Source organism: Ruminococcus flavefaciens ND2009, from assembly GCF_000621785.1.
Taxonomy (GTDB): domain Bacteria; phylum Bacillota; class Clostridia; order Oscillospirales; family Ruminococcaceae; genus Ruminococcus; species Ruminococcus flavefaciens_C.
Genome location: NZ_JHXI01000019.1, coordinates 28,162 through 44,612 on the forward strand (window position 1 = coordinate 28,162; position 16,451 = coordinate 44,612).

Genomic DNA, 16,451 nt, shown 5'->3' on the forward strand with positions numbered 1-16,451 from the left:
GAATGTCCAACTGAAAAGCCGTCTATATTTATATGCAAATGTATTCCGATAGCTCGCAATTCTCGGAAATATCATATTATTTCGCAACTTTAATTATATCATTATTTGTCATAAGTGTCAAGCAGAGCGGACTGTTTTTAGGCATAACAAACAAAGAAACCGTTGACCGTCATAGGTTGTATATATATTTTCTTTATGCCTTCTTTACGAAAATTTATATTTGGCTTGTATAGTACAGAAAGTATATTTCCGAAGAGCTTTTCTTATGGAGCAAACCAACGAAACATGGCTCCGTTTGGTCGATTGGACGTTGTGACATTACTCATTAGGAAAAGAAACAGCTCCGAGAGCATTACACTCTCAGAGCTGCTTGGATCCTTCATCTAAATAGACCACATATCGGTCCTTAAATCCCCAATTAGCATTCCGCCAGTAAAATAGCTTGCTGTCCTTGTAGTATAGCTCTTTCAGCTTGTTCAGTGAGGTATTTACGGATTTATTTACCGCATTCGGCGTCATGAGCATTAGCGCAGATATATCATTAGCGGACATCTCCTCATAGCCGAAAACTCCGAAGTACCTGCCGAGGATCTCCTGTTCCTTCTTTGACAGCTGATCAAACAGCGGCTTTAAGTATTCACAGCAGAGCTTTATATATACATCGTTGTCAGGGTGAAGCTCGTTCTCACCGAGCCTATCCTCGGTGATATAGTCGAAGCCAAAGTTATCCTCTTCACTGCCATATATGATAACGGAGTACACGAAGGAGTACTGTAAACACCTGCTGACTACCGAGAGACTTATACCGAGCTCCTCAGCTATCTCTTTTTCAGACTTGCCGTTCTTATGCAGCCGCTTGCATTTATTGATAAGGCTGAAGCTTTTGTGGGACAGCTTGAAAAGTGAACTGGAGTCGATGATATGATTGCGGATACTTGCTTCCATAAAAGGCTTGATATAGGTGAGAAAAGAACTTGTATCCGGAACATAAAGCTTCGACATAAGTCTCTCAATAAACTCGAGAGAAGCAATCTGAAACAAGTCATCAAGCGTATCCTGCGAATGGATAAATGAGCGATAACGTTTCGCAACTGCATTCACTGTTTCATGTATAAAACCGGTATTCTGTCCGTAAAGTGCGTGGAGTGCAGCCTTGTCTCCGTCATAAAACTGTTTTAACAGTTCCTCGTTAGTCATTGTCCGTTCCTTTCTTAGGTCTGCCTTTCCTCGGAATGTTAATTCCGCAGCTCTTATACAAATTCTTAGATTGCAGCATTGCTTCAAATTCCTCGTTGCTGTATTCAGGAGACATCATAGCTTCTGTGTATAACTCCTCCGCTTTTGACAGCAGAAGCTCCTTCTGCACTTCGGTAAGAGCTTCTCTCTGAAATGCTTTTTCAATTCGTTTTATGCAGCGGCGATAACTCTGATACTTAGGATCATCGGCTTTTTCTTCCTTGACCTTCTTCTTTGCATACGCCATTTGATTGCAGGTACGCTTTGTATCTTCCGGCGACGGCATATCGCAGAATCTTGTCCGATAAGCTTTCGTCATAAGGAAGTAACGTCCGCAGTTTTCACAGCGGCGAGGGAAATGTCCCTTCATAAGTCCCCGGAGCATATCTGTCTTAGCGATTGCCTGCAAATTGTCCATTCGGAAATACTCTGCTATGATATATTCATTTTTTACCGGATCATACATAGGTTTATACTGCAAGATCATAAAGTCTGAGTCTGTGTAAGTCACCTTGTCCGGATCATTGAAGTTTGCGACCATCCATCTGTAGCGTGGATCACACATCAGTATGTGATAAGCACCGGCAAGGTGGTTAATGTCGTACTTTTTCAGGAACGAGATAATATGCACCGTGAACATTCTGAAAGTGCGTAATACCGCAAATACATCTTCGACAAAGCCCATAGTTATGTCCAGCAGTTCAAGATACCACATCCAGTTGAAGTTATACTGCTCTGTTCCGAATTCCGCATTTTCAAAATGCTTCATGAAGTCCTTTCCGACAGGGGACATAAGTACCTCTCCCATCTTGAAGGTCTGCATAAGCTCCTGAATTGCACAGACGTGTTCGTGTATTTCTATCCACTCATCAAATGTAGGTATTTTAATATGCTCGTCCTGTGCAAGCTCAGCCTTGCGTTCTTTGTCAGTGTCTATGAGTTTGCGGTAAAAGACGTGCTTCTCTCTGCATATACACGCAAGACGTTCAAGCTCAACAAGATGCTTTGACATCTGCCGCAGTACATCATCGTCCACGTTCATAAGAGAAACAGAAAGCTCGCCGAGAAGGAACTCCTGTCCTTTGATAATTATTTTATTGCCCTTAACGATCACATCAATGTATCCTTGCATGGTATGCCTCCTAACAATGAGAACAAATGTTTTTATATATTATATCACACATATGTTCTGCTTGCAATAGTCAAACCGAACAAAATTTCTTTTTCTGCATTATGAATATGTGATAAATCTCATATCCCGATATATCGGCAAGAAAAAATGTCTCCGAAAACGAAAAAAAAATGTCTCCACATTTTATGCAAATGAAAAAAAGTTCCCATAATATATATTAGAGGGACACGATCGCCGCAGTTGTTGATTCAGCTGCGGCAATTTTGTTTCTACACTGAAGGAAAGGAGGAATGCTATGAGTAATATGTTACAAACGAAAACCGCTGAAGAAATACTGTCAACGGTGTTCAAGCCGAAGGAGTTCATCATTGACGGACTTTTTACGCAGGGACTGTACGTCCTTGCAGGTGCACAGAAGGTAGGCAAGTCGTGGATGGCAATGGATATATGCCTCAGCATTGCAACAGGAGTTCCTGTACTCGGACGTGATACTATTCAGGGAACTGCTTTGTATCTTTGTCTCGAGGATAACTATCAGCGACTACAGCGCAGATTGTTTAAGATGAATGCCGAACCGATTGAGAATCTTCACTTTGCAACAGTTGCTGACAAAATAGGCAGCGGTCTTGAAGAGCAGATAGAAGCTTTCAAGAAAGAACACAGCGATTTGAAAATAGTTGTCGTTGACGTAATGCAAATGGTGCGCAGCAATGTTGAGTCAAGTTATGGCGCTGACTACGTAGAACTGATCGCTCTCAAACAGCTTGCGTATCACTTGAACATCTGCATACTGCTGATACATCATATGCGAAAAGCTAAGGACGATAATCCGTTCAATATGATGACAGGCAGTACAGGTATCGGCGGAGCTACTGACGGAAACTTTGCGCTCAAGGAAACAAAGTGCGGCTCAGGAAAAGCTATTATGTATTGTCAGGGGCGTGACATTGAATACACTGAACTGCGAATGCATTTCGATACTGATGTCATGCGTTGGATAGTTGAAAATGAACCTGCGACACAGAAGAGCCGCGACAATATTGTTCTCTCTGCTGTTTATCTTTTCATCAAGGTGCGAATCCACTTTGAAGGTACTGCAACTGAGTTAGTCGCTGAGCTGAAAACAGTTACAGATGAAGTCATTTATCCGAACAGAGTAACCCGCGACTTAGTCCAGAACGGATATGAGCTCAGCAAGTACGGAATTGAATTCAGGTACGAAAGAGTTCACAAAGGTCGAGTTATTATTCTTCACTACAACGGCGAGCGTGACAGTAGTGACGGTAGAAATGTTACCGTCACGCAGGCACTGCCTGACAGTTCACAAACGTCTATATAGCTTCATCTGCGGGGCGTGTCAGTAGTTTTTCGTGTCGGTAGAGTTACCGTCACGGCTGAGTTACTGTCACGCACAAAAACGCCCATATTTGCCACCAATATAGAAATCGGGTAGTTATCCCAACTGCACCCACAAAAGCGATTGTGGTGCAACGTGGAGCGAGTGTGGCGAATAAAACAGTAACGAAACGTTACGGAATTATTCGCAGAGGACAGAAGCAGTGGCGGTACCCAAGAAATCGGCTCAGAAAAGCCGGCAAGCATAGCAGCTGGCATTCCGCCTGCCGCCTTGCTTGTCGGGCAGAAGCCCGAACCCACTTTAATTGGCATAGAAAAAAGGAGGATGATAACATGAGAAAACGAAACACGACCATAGCGATACGCTGTACAGAGGAAGAAAGCAGACATATCCATGAACAGGCTGAGAGGCATGGTTTGAAGCTCAACGACTTCATTTTGCGGTGCGCTCTCGGTAAGAAAATCGTTGTCGCCAACGGCATCGATGAGATAGTCCGGCAGCAGAAAGCTATCGGACGTAATCTCAACCAGATTGCTACACTTGCAAACATGGACAGGCTGACCGTCGTGAATTTTCAGCCGCTCCTCGACGAGCACAGGAAGGTCACGGAGCTGATAGGTCAGCTGCTTCGGGAGGTGAAATAGTGGCGACGGTCACAGCGATAAGCACGAAAGGCGGTGGCGGCGGAAAGAAAAGTCTGGACTACATCTGCCGCGATGACAAGACCGATGGCAAAAAATATGTGACTGCTCTCAATTGTTCGCTGCCCACCGCCTATCAGGAATTTAAGAATACCCGTGAGATGTACAACAAGACTGACGGAATACGCTACTATCATTTCGTCCAGTCACACCCAAGTGGCTACAAGATTGAGCCTGCACTTGCTCACAAGATAGCAGTTGAGTTCGCGAAGAGAGCTTTCCCGGGACACGAAGTTGTAGTGGCAACTCACACTGATGTCGACCATATACACTCGCACTTCATACTCAACGCAGTCAACGCTAACACAGGTTTGAAGTACCACTCAAACAAGTTCACACTGCAAGATCTGCGACAGCTCAGCGATGAAATCTGTCAAAAGTACGGAGTGACAACGCTCAGCAAACCTGAGATTCACAAGCAGAGTAATGGAATCACTAACGGCGAGTATCGAGTTGCAATGCGATGTGAGAGTTGGAAAATGGCTCTCTCCAATACCATTGACGTGGTAATGAAAAGAGCCAAGAGCAAGAAACAATTCCGCTTCTACATGAAGCAAATGGGTTATGATGTTCGGTGGGAGGACAGCCGAAAGTACATCACATACACCTGCCCAAATGGCAGAAGATGCCGCGACAATAAATTGCACGAAGCGAAATATAGGAAGGAGAATATGGAATATGAATTCGAAATACGAAGAAGCGAAAGAAGCCTCCAAGCAGAATATGCAGGAGACACAGGACATACCAACTATGGTCTGCGTACAGGAACACAACTGGCTGGCGCTGATATCACAGCTGAAACTTCTGACAGATACGCTGTTCGATGTCAAGGCTCAGACAGACGAGACAATGACATATGCACAGATGAAACAGTACCTGCAAAATCAGCGGACGATATACAATCAGCTGCTGGAACAGGGAAAGGAGATACAGGAGCAGACGTCACAAAACGTGACGGCAGAGGTATCGAAGCTGGATCAGACGGCGAAGAACCTCGTATCACAGGCTGGGAGGCTGAACGAGCAGACCTTATCGCAGCTGAAATGCTCAGACGAGCAGAGCAGAAGTCACGGCTTCAGACTGCTCCGACTGGTGGTGCTGATAGAATTGCTGCACCTGATATCGTCGGTGGCATTGCTGCTATGGCTTCGATAATCGAGGATGAGCCTGAGCCTGCCGACGATACCGAGTACGCTCGGGAGCACATTGACAGGAAGGCACTCGCGAAGGAGCTCAGAAAAAAGGAAGAACTCGGTATGCATATGGGATAATCAATGACTCCCTGATACAGGGAGTCACATGACTCAGGGGCAAAACGTCCGTGAGTTATCATTCAGAGCTCAACTACCGAAGCGGTACCTGAGTCGGCAAATCGCAGGCTCAGCAAGGGGCGTCCCATACGAGAGTGTTGACAAATGAGTTGCTAAAGGTTATAATGTATTTTAAGGGAGTACACAAAACAAAGCACTGCTACTCAATTGTATTTATACAGAGTTCAGGATATTCAATTTATTAGAAGGTGATTAGTAATGACTGAGGAAGAAAAAGAATACTGGGAAATGAAAAAGCAGGAGCTTATTGCTCAGCCATGGGCAGACGATGGGACAGATAAAGAGTGGGACGAAGAAACCCGAAAAAACTGGGAAGAAAAAATGTCAATATAAAACCGCTTGATTGCTCAGGCGGTTTTCTTATTCTCAAAAGCACTTATGACCTACATTTATGTTAGTCATAAGTGCTATTTTGTTTAAAGGAGAAATGTAAAATGAACAATTCAAATCACATAGGAAACGAGATAAAGACAATGAGAAGGAGTATGATCGAATGGCTGAAAACAAAACAGAGACTAAAATCGTAATGCTTACCATAAAGCAGGCGGCAGCTCTTGTAGAGGGACTGACCGAGTACAGAGTCCGCCAGATGTGCCTGAGCGGTCAGGTGCCGCACATCATGGCTGGCAATAAATATCTTATCAACAAGGAATTATTCCTGAAATATCTGCGCGGAGAGACCGCGTAAAAAAATAGTGGAAATGGCGCGTTTTTTCTGGACTTCCGCACCGAGTTGTGGTATGATGTCGTTGGCAAAAACGCGCCATATTTATGAAGGAGGGAAAATATATGGCGACTATAAGAAAAAGACCGAATGGTTCATTCGAGATAAAGGTATCATGCGGCTACGATATTTACGGAAGACAGCATAATCAGTACAAGAGCTATTATCCCGAACCCGGCATGACACCTCGTCAGATCGACAAAGAAGTCAACAAACAGGCGGTGCTGTTCGAGGAGGAGTGCAAGAAAGGTCAGATAACATCGGCGGTCAAGTTTGAGACATTCGCCGAGCAGTGGTTTGATGAGTATGCAAAGGTCAACCTGAGACCGACCACATTCTCAAAAATGCGGCAGGTCACCAAGCGTATCTACGCTGCAATCGGACACAAGCGTATGGACAAGATAACGTCCCGAGACATACAAATGTTCATCACCGACCTTATCGTAAACGGCAGGCACATGGTCACAGGCAAGCCGCTGTCACGAAAAACTGCTATACATCACCTGAGCTTCATCAGTGACATATTCAGCTACGCTATCCGTATGGGAATGCTGACGGACAATCCGTGCAGCAGAGTTGTGATACCCAAGCTGGAGCAGAAGGAAAAGGAGATATACACCCTTGATGAAGTGAAGAAGCTGTTTGAAGATCTGGGCTATGAGCCAATGTGGTTTCAGGTCTACATAACACTGGCGATATACAGCGGCTTCCGAAGGAGCGAAATGCTGGGACTGGAGTGGAAGGACATCGACTTTGACTACAACACCATAAGAGTTCGCAGAACTTCACATTACACACCTGCGAAGGGCATCTACACCGATACTACGAAAACGAAGAAGTCTCAGCGAGTAGCAAAATTCCCCGAGGACGTAATGGATATGCTGAAGAAATACCGCAAGGAGCAGAGAAAAGAAGCCCGTCGGCTGGGAACGAAGTGGGAGGATAACGACAGGCTGTTCACCAAGTGGAACGGCTCACCCATGTATCCCGAAATGCCGTACAAGTACCTGAAAAGCTACTGCGAGAAGATTGACATACCCTTCCGCGGCATACATTCACTGAGACACCTTCACGCATCGCTTCTCATCTACGAGGGCATAGACGTAGTAGCAGTGTCGGCGGATATGGGACACAGTATCGTAGGAACTACCTTGAACCTGTACTCCCATATGTTCCAGGAGGCGAGAGCGAGAAACTGCGATGCCATAACCAATGCACTTAGGTTTACCCGAGAGGGGAATAACGCTAAACCTAAGTCCGCAAAGGAGGCTGAACCCGACATTGACGAAGATGAGGACGAGCTTGAAGAAGAAACTATGGGGCAGACTATGGCATAAAAAATAAGCGGTCAAGAGCACTTTTAAAAAGGATGAGCTCGCAAAATGACTATTCTAAGCCATTTGCGAGCCTTGCTTCTGGTAGAGACGAGGCACGCTCTTCTGCTTTAGTTGACTTTCCACAAATAATATGATATAATGGCGATAATATAGGGGAGAATCCCTATATGTGCGGATACAATGATATAAAAGGAGGTTTTTCTATGAAGATCAAAAGAATAATAGCGGCGGCGTTATCGCTGTGCATGGTGGGCGGAGCATTCACATTCGCATCACCGGAGGTCAGTGACTATTCCATTACAGCGGATGCTGCCGGCGAGTGCTATTCCTATAACAGCACCACGCAGACGCTGACACTGAAAGGCAATGTGGATCGCATTGAACTCTGGGACTTTGCACACTATGATGATATCAAAACTATAAGGGCGGCGGAAGGAACGATCCTTCCGGCAGACTGTTCCAATCTTTTTGGCGGGTTGGACAGCTGCACACAAGTTGATCTTTCGAATGCTGATGCCTCGAATGTGACCAGAACAAGTCAGATGTTCCTTGGGTGCAAAGCACTGACTTCTGTCGATCTGAGCTGCTTTGCTGAGAACAAAGTTACGAGCATGGAATCAATGTTTGCCGAATGTTCTGCGCTGACATCAGTTGATCTGAGCTGTTTTGATACAAGCAATGTAACTGAAATGTATTACATGTTTGCTATGTGTCCTGCTCTTACATCTGTAGATATGAGCGGCTGTGATACAAGCAATGTAACAAATATGCAGCAGATGTTCTGGAAATGCTCATCTCTGAGATCAGTTGATCTTAGTGGATTCGATACACACAATGTGAAAAGATTTGACAGTATGTTTGAAAAATGTTCTTCACTGAAGACACTTGATCTGAGCAGCTTTGACACAAGCAATGCAACGTCCATGGGTTATATGTTCTCTGAGTGCTCTGAGCTGACTTCACTTGATCTGAGCAGATTTAACACAAGCAATGTTACGGATATGCGTTTGATGTTCTGTTCCTGTTCTGGACTGACTGTACTTGATTTTAGCAGCTTTGACACAAGCAATGTGGCAGATATGGCTTATATGTTCTCTGGTTGCTCTGGATTGACTGCTCTTGATCTTAGTAGCTTCGACACAAGCAATGTGACAGATATGGATCAAATGTTCTCTGGTTGCTCTGGATTGACTTCTCTTGATCTTAGCAGCTTTAACACAAGCAATGTGACGCTTATGTCTTATATGTTCTATAATTGCTCTAGATTGACTGAGCTTGATCTTAGCAGCTTCGAAACAAGCAATGTGCAGTCAATGAATGATATGTTTCGAGATTGTTGTAGATTGACTGCTCTTGATCTTAGCAGCTTCGACACTAGCAATGTGACGAATATGAGACATATGTTTTATGATTGTTCTTCCCTGACTACACTTGATCTGAGCAGCTTCGATACAAGCAACGTTGAAAGTGCAGATTCAATGTTCCGATACTGTACAGACCTTTCCGTATTAACGCTTGGAAAGAATTTCGGCGATATTGCCGTGGGGCATGAGCTGCCAAACGGAAACGGCTGGGTGAATGCAAGTGACTCTTCAACTGTCATCAGCGGCAGTGCAGAATTTGCCGAATTTAAGAATACAGGCGGCACTTACGTCCAGTATGGCTTTGATAAAAAAGGCGATGTCAACTGTGACGGAGATATCACAGTAGCCGATGTTGTGCGGCTTCAGAAATGGCTGCTTGCCATTCCAGGTACGCAGATACCATACTGGAAAAACGCTGATTTGTGCGAAGATGGCAGACTTGATGGGTTTGATCTCTGCCTGTTAAGGCAGCAGATAATCGAGCAGAAAGATACCTATACCATACGCCTTGAAAAAGTCGGAGAGGATATAACATCCTTAACTTCGACCATTTCGATAATCAATAAGTATCTGGGATGCGGTCTTGGAGAGGCAAAGAATATTGTCAATTCAGCCCCCGTTACTATAACAGATTCAGCAACAAAAGCAGATGCAGATCAGCTCGTTGCCGACCTTGAGGGCGCAGGAGCAACTGTTTCTGTCACCAAAAACTGATAACGCTCTCTGCACAGATGTGTGTCAAAAATAAAAGTTCTGTAAAGGGAACATATCACGGCTCTGAAAGCAATTTCAGAGCCGTTAATCTTATTAGGAAGGAAGCTGAACCGGATATTGACGAAGATGAGGACGAGCTTGAAGAAGAAAATATGGGGCAGACTATGGCATAAAAAATAAGCGGTCAAGATCAAGAGCACTTTTTAAAAAGAACGAGCTCGCAAAATGACTGTTCTAAGTCATTAGCGAGCCTTGCTTCTGGTAGAGACGAGGCATGCTCTTCTGTTTAGTTGACTTTCCACAAATAATATGATATAATGGCGATAATATAGGGGAGAATCCCTATATATGCGGATACAATGATATAAAAGGAGGTTTTTCTATGAAGATCAAAAGAATTATATCAACGGTATTGTCAACTGTGTTACTTATTGGTGTCATACTGGCTGACACCGCCATTACTGACAGAACTACCTATCAGCTTACTGCACACGCTAAGGAAACAGTGGAAACAATTGCAACAACTTACCAAACATATATATATGATTCCGAAACATTGGTAATCACATATCTACCCGAAGTGCATAACTTTAGTGGGGTTCATTTTGCTGTAGAAGCTAGTGATACCAGTCTCGGTAAAATTTGCCTTATCCGATGATGTTTTTGAAATAACTGATCTAAATGCCGATTCAGTTATACTTACAGGCTGCACCGGTGATACATACTGTACGATCGAAAAGGTAAAGATATATTTCGATTGTCCACCTGGTGATGTCAACTGTGACGGAGAGGTCACAATAGCTGATGCTGTTCTGCTGCAAAAATGGCTGCTTGCTGTTCCGGATACTCAGCTCTCTTACTGGCAGAATGCTGATCTGTGCAAAGATGATAAACTCGATGTCTTCGACCTCTGCCTGTTAAAGCAAATGATAATCGAGCAGAAAGATACCTATACCATACGCCTTGAAGATGCTGGAAAGAAACCTACATCAGTCGCTTTTATTATTCATCAGTATTTGGAATGCAGTCTGGTAGAAGCAAGGGATAGGGTCGCTGCAGCACCTGTTAAAATAACAGATTCAGCAACAAAAGCAGAAGCAGATCAGCTCGTTGCCGACCTTGAAGGTGCAGGAGCAACTGTTACCGTAACGAAAAACTGATACCGCCATCTGGACAGATGTGTGTCAAAAATAAAAGTTCTGTAAAGGGAACATATCACGGCTCTGAAAGCAATTTCAGAGCCGTTAATCTTATTATGAAGGAAGCTGAGCCGGATATTGACGAAGATGAGGACGAGCTTGAAGAAGAAAATATGGAGCAGACTATGGCATAAAAATACTCCGCAGAGACAAAACTCTGCGGAGCGTCTGATATTGTTAAATAAAAAAATAAGTGGTCAATAAGTGGTTGGGAGCACTTTTAAAAAAAATGAGCTCGCAAAATGGCTATTCTAAGCCGTTTGCGAGCCTTGCTTCTGGTGGAGGCGAGGGGAATTGAACCCCTGTCCGAAAGTCCGTTCATGCAACTTTCTACGAGCGTATTTTACCTATTATGATTCCCTGTACGAGCCGCCGATAAACGGGCTGCGGGTGCAGGTAGTCCGTATACAACTGGCGGACACGGACACTTCCGTCAGTCGTTCACCGCTGATCGATGCCCAAGCGAGAGCCGCGGTACTCCCTCGGTGGACAGAAGCTGACTTAAGCAGCTACCAGTTCGCTATTTCTAGAAACTGTAATGTTATTTCTTGCGTTTATATTTAAACGTGGCGCAGGTTATGGAGATCACGCCATTCTCCGCTCGCTTATCACACTTCAAGACCCCCGTCGAAACCTTTACGCCCCCATATAATGAGGGAGTGAGGTGGGGAGCCGAAATGCTCCGAATAACATTATACACTGTTTTCAGCCGTTTGTCAACTGCAAATGGTGTCGTTATTTGTAAAAGCAGAGATATTTCCTGTTTGTTTGCGTCAATGCAGGTATAGTTCGCCAGGGGAGTACCATTCCGTTAGTTCATGAGCGGAGTTCACATTACAGAGTATGTGCAGTCCGTGTTAAAAAACTTTGACCATAGTGCAGTGTATTCCTTGTCCTTTACAAGCTCAGACAATCGCTTATATGTGCCGTTGTCCACGTCTATGTAACGATTGATATGGATGTACCGAATATCATATTTTATTGACTTTGTCAATAGAGAGATGGCTGATCACCGGAAAATTGCTGATATGAGCAGAAACAAACATACAAAAGAGAGGAAAGCGATCATAGGTCCATCTTTTTAGTAATAGTCAAATATACAAACTTACACATATCGGAAATATAAACTCATTCTTGACAATTCATGTTAAAAATGCTATAATAAATCAAATAGTTTTTACATGATATGGCGTGAAATTATGGGGGCAGTTCATATGTGTAAATCATATTCAGTCTATGTAAGCAACGGCTTTACAGCGGATATTCACATTGTTTGATTCGTACACGGGATAATTCTGTTCTGTGTACGTTTTTATTTTTTTAAAGGAGGACGAAAAATGAAGAAGATCATCAAAAGGGCTGCTGCTTTGGCGATAGCAGCGGCACTGACGACGGGGGCAGCGCCGCCCCGGTTCGGCGGAGGGTTCCTGCAAAAGCCTGCAAATGTATATGCAGCGGACGCATATACATTTGACGAAAGCACGGGTGTGCTTTCGCTGAAAGGTTTGATCAACCTAAATGTCAGATCGGAGATTTTAAATTACAAAGACAAAAGTAAGGTCAAAAAAGTAGTTGCAGAAGAGGGGACGAAGATAACTCAAGGCTCTTTTCTGTTTGATAGTTTTGTAAATTGTACCGAAATGGATCTTTCAAAGGCTGATGTGAGCTCCTGCGAGAGGTTTGGAGCGATGTTCAATAATTGCACTTCTCTGAAAAAGCTTGACCTTTTGGGCTGGGATACCGGTAGTGCTGTAAATATGCAGCAGATGTTCGATTCCTGTAAATCTCTTGAGGAGCTTGATCTGAGCAGCTTTACCATAAAATCAGGCACAGATTTTCAAAGTGCTATGTTTTATGGATGTAGTTCTCTTAAAAAACTGACTTTGGGAAAAGGCTGTTCAGGATTGACTTCTGATTCCCGCTTACAGCAAGGTGAGTTTGGCTGGTCAAACGTCATGGCTCCGGATACTATAATCAGCGGAACGGACACCTATGCTGTTATCTCAAACAGCGGCAAAAACACCTATATCAGGGACTATGCTCTCATGCCTGCAACGGATTGTTACACATACAACAGCACAACAGGTCTCCTGACGCTGAAAAACGTTGTTGACAGGGAAACAATAAGACGCTTTGAGAAGAAAACCTCTGTAAAAAAGATAGCCGCTCAGGAAGGCACTAAATTCGTAGACAGCTGTTCATGTATGTTTGATGGGTATACAAACTGTACAGATATAGACCTTTCCAATGTGGATACAAGCAGGATGACGTCAATGTCGAATATGTTCTATGGCTGCTATTCATTGATAAATCTTGATCTGACAGGTGTGGATACAAGCAAGGTAGACAGTATGGATTACACATTTGGTATCTGTTCAGCTCTGGAAAACATTGATCTCAGCGGATTTGACACAACGAATGTCACAACAATGGAGTATATGTTCTATGGCTGTCAGTCTCTGAAAAAAATTGATCTCGGAAAGTTCAGCTTTGAAAAGGTCATGACAATGGCTGGAATGTTCGGCGGCTGTGAAGCCCTCGAATCTATCAGCGGTACGGCTTTCGCATCATCAGACTGCACTGACTTAGCCAGTATGTTCAGCGGCTGTACGGCATTAAAGGAGCTTGATCTGAGAAGTCTTGATACAGTCAATGCTGAAAATATGAACAGCTTCTTTGCCGGCTGTGAGTCACTCAGCAAGCTGTATCTCAGCTCAAAATTCGGCGATGTTGTCGCAGCTCATAGGCTTCCCAACGGTGGCGGCTGGCTCAACGGCAAGGGAGATAAGATAAGCGGAAGCGGAGAATTTGCTGAGATAAGCAAAACCACCTCCGGCTCTGCTGCTTATTATAAGAGAAATCTGATAAAAGCCGAGAATTATAACCTTAAATATCTTACTTTCCCTACACCGGGTACAACGGCATGGGATTCGCTCTCAGACCTTAAAGCTATGAGTAATGAATACACGGTAGACATGAGTAACACATACTGGATAGACGCCGTTACAGGAAAAAAACTGAGCGGTGATGATGTTTTCGTGTACGGCGGAGCATACTTACTCTCTGTACGTCTGAGACCCAACGAGAATTACGTTTTTGCCGAGCCCACGGAAGATGCTCTTGCTTATACAGATATTTACGGCTTTGACGGTAAAACTGTATTCTGTGAGGCAGAAAAGAACACAGCCCGGCTCCTCGAAGACGGTTCGCTTGAATTTTTAGCCTATATTTCCAATTACAGGAAGTCATCGGCTTTCTACAGCTATGAGGCACCCGACGGACGTAAAGCTGCGGCACATTATCTGAATGATCTTGGCGTCAGCGCCCCTGATGCACATACTGTTCTGATAAAGGATATGTATAATGCATTGTGGCAGGAGCCCACAGTCGCTCCGACTTACTATTACAGCCTGGATCAGGAGAACTGGTATACCTTTGCCGAGATAAACGGCGTAGGTATCGGTAAGCTCAGATCAGATACGGAGTATACGGTATATGTCCTCGTAAAAGGTGAGCGCAAGCCATTCTATACCAAGACTGTAAAGACTCCCGCAAGTGAGGAGGCAGAGCCTATCTACAGGGTCGACATCACAGATGTAGTCGCACCAAATGCGCCGGAGCTCCCCGTAAAAACCGCAACAGTTTCGGGCGAGGGCGCTGTCCTCTGTACTGACTCAGATATAGCGGACTACGGCACAGACGGCATGAACTGGGCAGATGATGACGTTTCGGGCGATGTAATGCCTCCGGGGGCTAAATTCCTGGCAGGCAATAAATATACAGTCCGTGTGCTTGTTTCGGCTGAGGACGGATATGTATTCCCTGATGATCTCACCGACATAACTGCCACAGTAAACGGCAAGCCCGCAGGGATACAGCCTATGGAGGACGGAAAGTCTATAATAGTCACATATCAGTTCACAGCAACGGGAACTAATAAGATCACAGTATCATTTGCCCCCGACGGAGGCAGCGGTACAATGGAAGATGCCTCTGTTACAGCATTTGCGGAATTTGCTCTGCCTGAGTGCGGCTTCACTGCTCCCGAGGGCAAGGAGTTCGCAGGCTGGTTCATCAACGGTGAGATCAGACAGGCGGGCGAAAAGATCACGGTAACTGAGGATATTACCCTTTACGCAATGTGGGATTACAGCATAGTATCCGTAAAGTTCGATGCAAACGGCGGCGACGGAAGCATAGCCGACTCTGTACTGCTTTCGGGCTGCACATTCGCCTTCCCGTCCTGTTCCTTCACTGCCCCTGACGGCAAGGTTTTTGCAGGCTGGCAGATCGGCGACAAGACCTATAATGCGGGCGATACACTGAAGATCACAGCCGATACAGTTGTGAAAGCCCTCTGGAGCGAAGAAGTCAAGGAAAAGCTCCTTGTCGGTGATGTTGACGGCGACGGCTCGGTAACAACACTGGATGCAGAACTCATAGCACGCTATGTAAACGGCTGGGAAGGTATCGAGATAGACCTTGATGCAGCGGACCTTGACCGTGACGGTACAGTCGATGTAAGAGATTCAATTATTCTTTCCCGTGCAGTTGCAGCGTGGGACGGCTATGATACATACATAGCAGAGATAGAAAAATAAGGAGAAAGCATCATGATAAAAAGAATCATATCAGTGCTCCTCTCTGCCGTACTATCGCTTTGCCTGCTTCCGACAGCCGTATTTGCGGCTTCTGATATGATGCTTTCCGCAGAAAGTGTCACAGCAGAATGCAAGCCGGGAACAGAAATAAGTATCCCTGTCACAGCAGAAGTGAACAGCGGATATATAGCGGGAACGGTGGATATAGTATGGGACAGGACGGTTCTGAAGCTCAGATCCGTAGCGTATACGGATAATGCTCCCGATAACGGCTCGGCAGAGATCTCACAGGGCAGATACAGGGTATCATTCGGAGAGAATTTAAAGACCGAAAACTTTACAGGCTCAGGCGAATTCTTTACCCTGACATTTACTGTAACGGAAACGGCTAAAGCAGGAGACCATCTTGTAGCACTTGAAAATGCAGTTATATATAATACAGACCTGAAAGCATTGTCTGTATCGCTGGGCTCTGCAAATGTAACACTTACAGGCGAGACTTCAGAGAATGACCTGCTTTTAGAGATAGGCAGTGTAAATGCACCTGTAAAAGGTGACGGAGAGATCAGGGTTCCCGTAACTGCAAAGCAGAACCCCGGATTTGTTTCGGGTACAGCAGATCTGAAGTGGAATGCTGATGCTCTTACTCTCAAAAAGATCGAATATACTTCCCTTGCTCCCGATAACGGCTCGGCAGATGTGATCGGCGGCGGAAGCTATCGTATAGCCTTCGGAAACAATCTGGCTGAGGCAGA

Annotated in this window: 15 protein-coding genes and 1 other RNA gene; 13 read left to right on the top strand and 3 right to left on the bottom strand. The window is 44.7% G+C overall.

Annotated elements, in window-relative coordinates:
• Positions 1 to 360: 360 nt before the first annotated feature.
• Entirely contained in the window at positions 361 to 1,197 is an 837-nt protein-coding gene (locus tag T488_RS0106285; RefSeq protein ID WP_028520058.1) for a sigma-70 family RNA polymerase sigma factor, read from the bottom strand.
• On the bottom strand, positions 1,190 to 2,368 hold the full coding sequence (locus T488_RS0106290; protein ID WP_028520059.1) for a DUF6076 domain-containing protein: 1,179 nt from the start codon (positions 2,366 to 2,368) through the stop codon (positions 1,190 to 1,192). The genes T488_RS0106285 and T488_RS0106290 overlap by 8 nt, the downstream gene beginning before the upstream one ends.
• Before the next feature lie 295 nt (positions 2,369 to 2,663).
• Between T488_RS0106290 and T488_RS17155 the strand changes: the two genes are divergently transcribed.
• The 11 genes from T488_RS17155 to T488_RS19560 all read left to right on the top strand — a co-directional run bounded on the left by T488_RS17155 (position 2,664) and on the right by T488_RS19560 (position 11,229).
• Positions 2,664 to 3,707, top strand: coding sequence for an AAA family ATPase (locus T488_RS17155; protein ID WP_051536372.1), 1,044 nt, complete (start codon positions 2,664 to 2,666; stop codon positions 3,705 to 3,707).
• A gap of 350 nt (positions 3,708 to 4,057) precedes the next feature.
• A complete protein-coding gene (locus T488_RS17160) occupies positions 4,058 to 4,369 on the top strand; it encodes a plasmid mobilization protein (protein WP_051536373.1) in 312 nt (103 codons plus the stop codon).
• Positions 4,369 to 5,697, top strand: coding sequence for a relaxase/mobilization nuclease domain-containing protein (locus T488_RS18660; protein ID WP_051536374.1), 1,329 nt, complete (start codon positions 4,369 to 4,371; stop codon positions 5,695 to 5,697). Before T488_RS17160 ends, T488_RS18660 begins: the two co-directional genes overlap by 1 nt.
• A gap of 258 nt (positions 5,698 to 5,955) precedes the next feature.
• Positions 5,956 to 6,090 (top strand): hypothetical protein, encoded by a 135-nt coding sequence (locus T488_RS20240; protein ID WP_278245068.1) that lies wholly within the window; start codon positions 5,956 to 5,958, stop codon positions 6,088 to 6,090.
• A gap of 160 nt (positions 6,091 to 6,250) precedes the next feature.
• Entirely contained in the window at positions 6,251 to 6,445 is a 195-nt protein-coding gene (locus T488_RS0106315) for a helix-turn-helix domain-containing protein (protein WP_028518167.1), read from the top strand.
• Between the two features lie 101 nt (positions 6,446 to 6,546).
• Positions 6,547 to 7,818: a tyrosine-type recombinase/integrase gene (locus tag T488_RS17170; protein WP_082320454.1), complete on the top strand. Its 1,272-nt coding sequence runs from the start codon at positions 6,547 to 6,549 to the stop codon at positions 7,816 to 7,818.
• 203 nt (positions 7,819 to 8,021) lie between these two features.
• Positions 8,022 to 9,896, top strand: a complete 1,875-nt coding sequence (locus T488_RS18665) for a ribosomal protein L7/L12 (RefSeq protein WP_051536375.1) — start codon at positions 8,022 to 8,024, stop codon at positions 9,894 to 9,896.
• A 17-nt stretch (positions 9,897 to 9,913) separates the two neighbouring features.
• Positions 9,914 to 10,069, top strand: a complete 156-nt coding sequence (locus T488_RS19825; protein ID WP_196243278.1) for a hypothetical protein — start codon at positions 9,914 to 9,916, stop codon at positions 10,067 to 10,069.
• Between the two features lie 209 nt (positions 10,070 to 10,278).
• Positions 10,279 to 10,554, top strand: coding sequence for a hypothetical protein (locus tag T488_RS0106330; RefSeq protein ID WP_028520060.1), 276 nt, complete (start codon positions 10,279 to 10,281; stop codon positions 10,552 to 10,554).
• Positions 10,517 to 11,056, top strand: a complete 540-nt coding sequence (locus T488_RS0106335) for a dockerin type I repeat-containing protein (protein WP_028520061.1) — start codon at positions 10,517 to 10,519, stop codon at positions 11,054 to 11,056. Before T488_RS0106330 ends, T488_RS0106335 begins: the two co-directional genes overlap by 38 nt.
• Before the next feature lie 17 nt (positions 11,057 to 11,073).
• Positions 11,074 to 11,229 carry a hypothetical protein gene (locus T488_RS19560; RefSeq protein ID WP_155267172.1) on the top strand — a complete coding sequence of 52 codons (156 nt, stop codon included), beginning with the start codon at positions 11,074 to 11,076 and terminating at the stop codon, positions 11,227 to 11,229.
• A gap of 142 nt (positions 11,230 to 11,371) precedes the next feature.
• Here T488_RS19560 and ssrA read toward each other — a convergent pair.
• Positions 11,372 to 11,741, bottom strand: a transfer-messenger RNA (tmRNA) gene (gene ssrA, locus T488_RS19265).
• Between the two features lie 691 nt (positions 11,742 to 12,432).
• Here ssrA and T488_RS0106345 point away from each other — a divergent pair.
• Complete coding sequence (locus tag T488_RS0106345) at positions 12,433 to 15,696, top strand: BspA family leucine-rich repeat surface protein (RefSeq protein ID WP_028520062.1); 3,264 nt, start codon at positions 12,433 to 12,435, stop codon at positions 15,694 to 15,696.
• Between the two features lie 12 nt (positions 15,697 to 15,708).
• Positions 15,709 to 16,451 (top strand): cohesin domain-containing protein (locus T488_RS0106350; RefSeq protein ID WP_028520063.1); only part of this gene is annotated, 743 nt, incomplete at its 3' end.

Bases quoted from the DNA above. Each gene is read 5' to 3' on its own strand.
- T488_RS19825 (WP_196243278.1), top strand. From the start codon at position 9,914: ATGTGTGTCAAAAATAAAAGTTCTGTAAAGGGAACATATCACGGCTCT.
- T488_RS0106315 (WP_028518167.1), top strand. From the start codon at position 6,251: ATGGCTGAAAACAAAACAGAGACTAAAATCGTAATGCTTACCATAAAG.
- T488_RS0106345 (WP_028520062.1), top strand. From the start codon at position 12,433: ATGAAGAAGATCATCAAAAGGGCTGCTGCTTTGGCGATAGCAGCGGCA.
- T488_RS20240 (WP_278245068.1), top strand. From the start codon at position 5,956: ATGACTGAGGAAGAAAAAGAATACTGGGAAATGAAAAAGCAGGAGCTT.
- T488_RS17170 (WP_082320454.1), top strand. From the start codon at position 6,547: ATGGCGACTATAAGAAAAAGACCGAATGGTTCATTCGAGATAAAGGTA.
- T488_RS18665 (WP_051536375.1), top strand. From the start codon at position 8,022: ATGAAGATCAAAAGAATAATAGCGGCGGCGTTATCGCTGTGCATGGTG.
- T488_RS0106330 (WP_028520060.1), top strand. From the start codon at position 10,279: ATGAAGATCAAAAGAATTATATCAACGGTATTGTCAACTGTGTTACTT.
- T488_RS17160 (WP_051536373.1), top strand. From the start codon at position 4,058: ATGAGAAAACGAAACACGACCATAGCGATACGCTGTACAGAGGAAGAA.
- T488_RS0106290 (WP_028520059.1), bottom strand. From the start codon at position 2,368: ATGCAAGGATACATTGATGTGATCGTTAAGGGCAATAAAATAATTATC.
- T488_RS0106285 (WP_028520058.1), bottom strand. From the start codon at position 1,197: ATGACTAACGAGGAACTGTTAAAACAGTTTTATGACGGAGACAAGGCT.
- T488_RS19560 (WP_155267172.1), top strand. From the start codon at position 11,074: ATGTGTGTCAAAAATAAAAGTTCTGTAAAGGGAACATATCACGGCTCT.
- T488_RS17155 (WP_051536372.1), top strand. From the start codon at position 2,664: ATGAGTAATATGTTACAAACGAAAACCGCTGAAGAAATACTGTCAACG.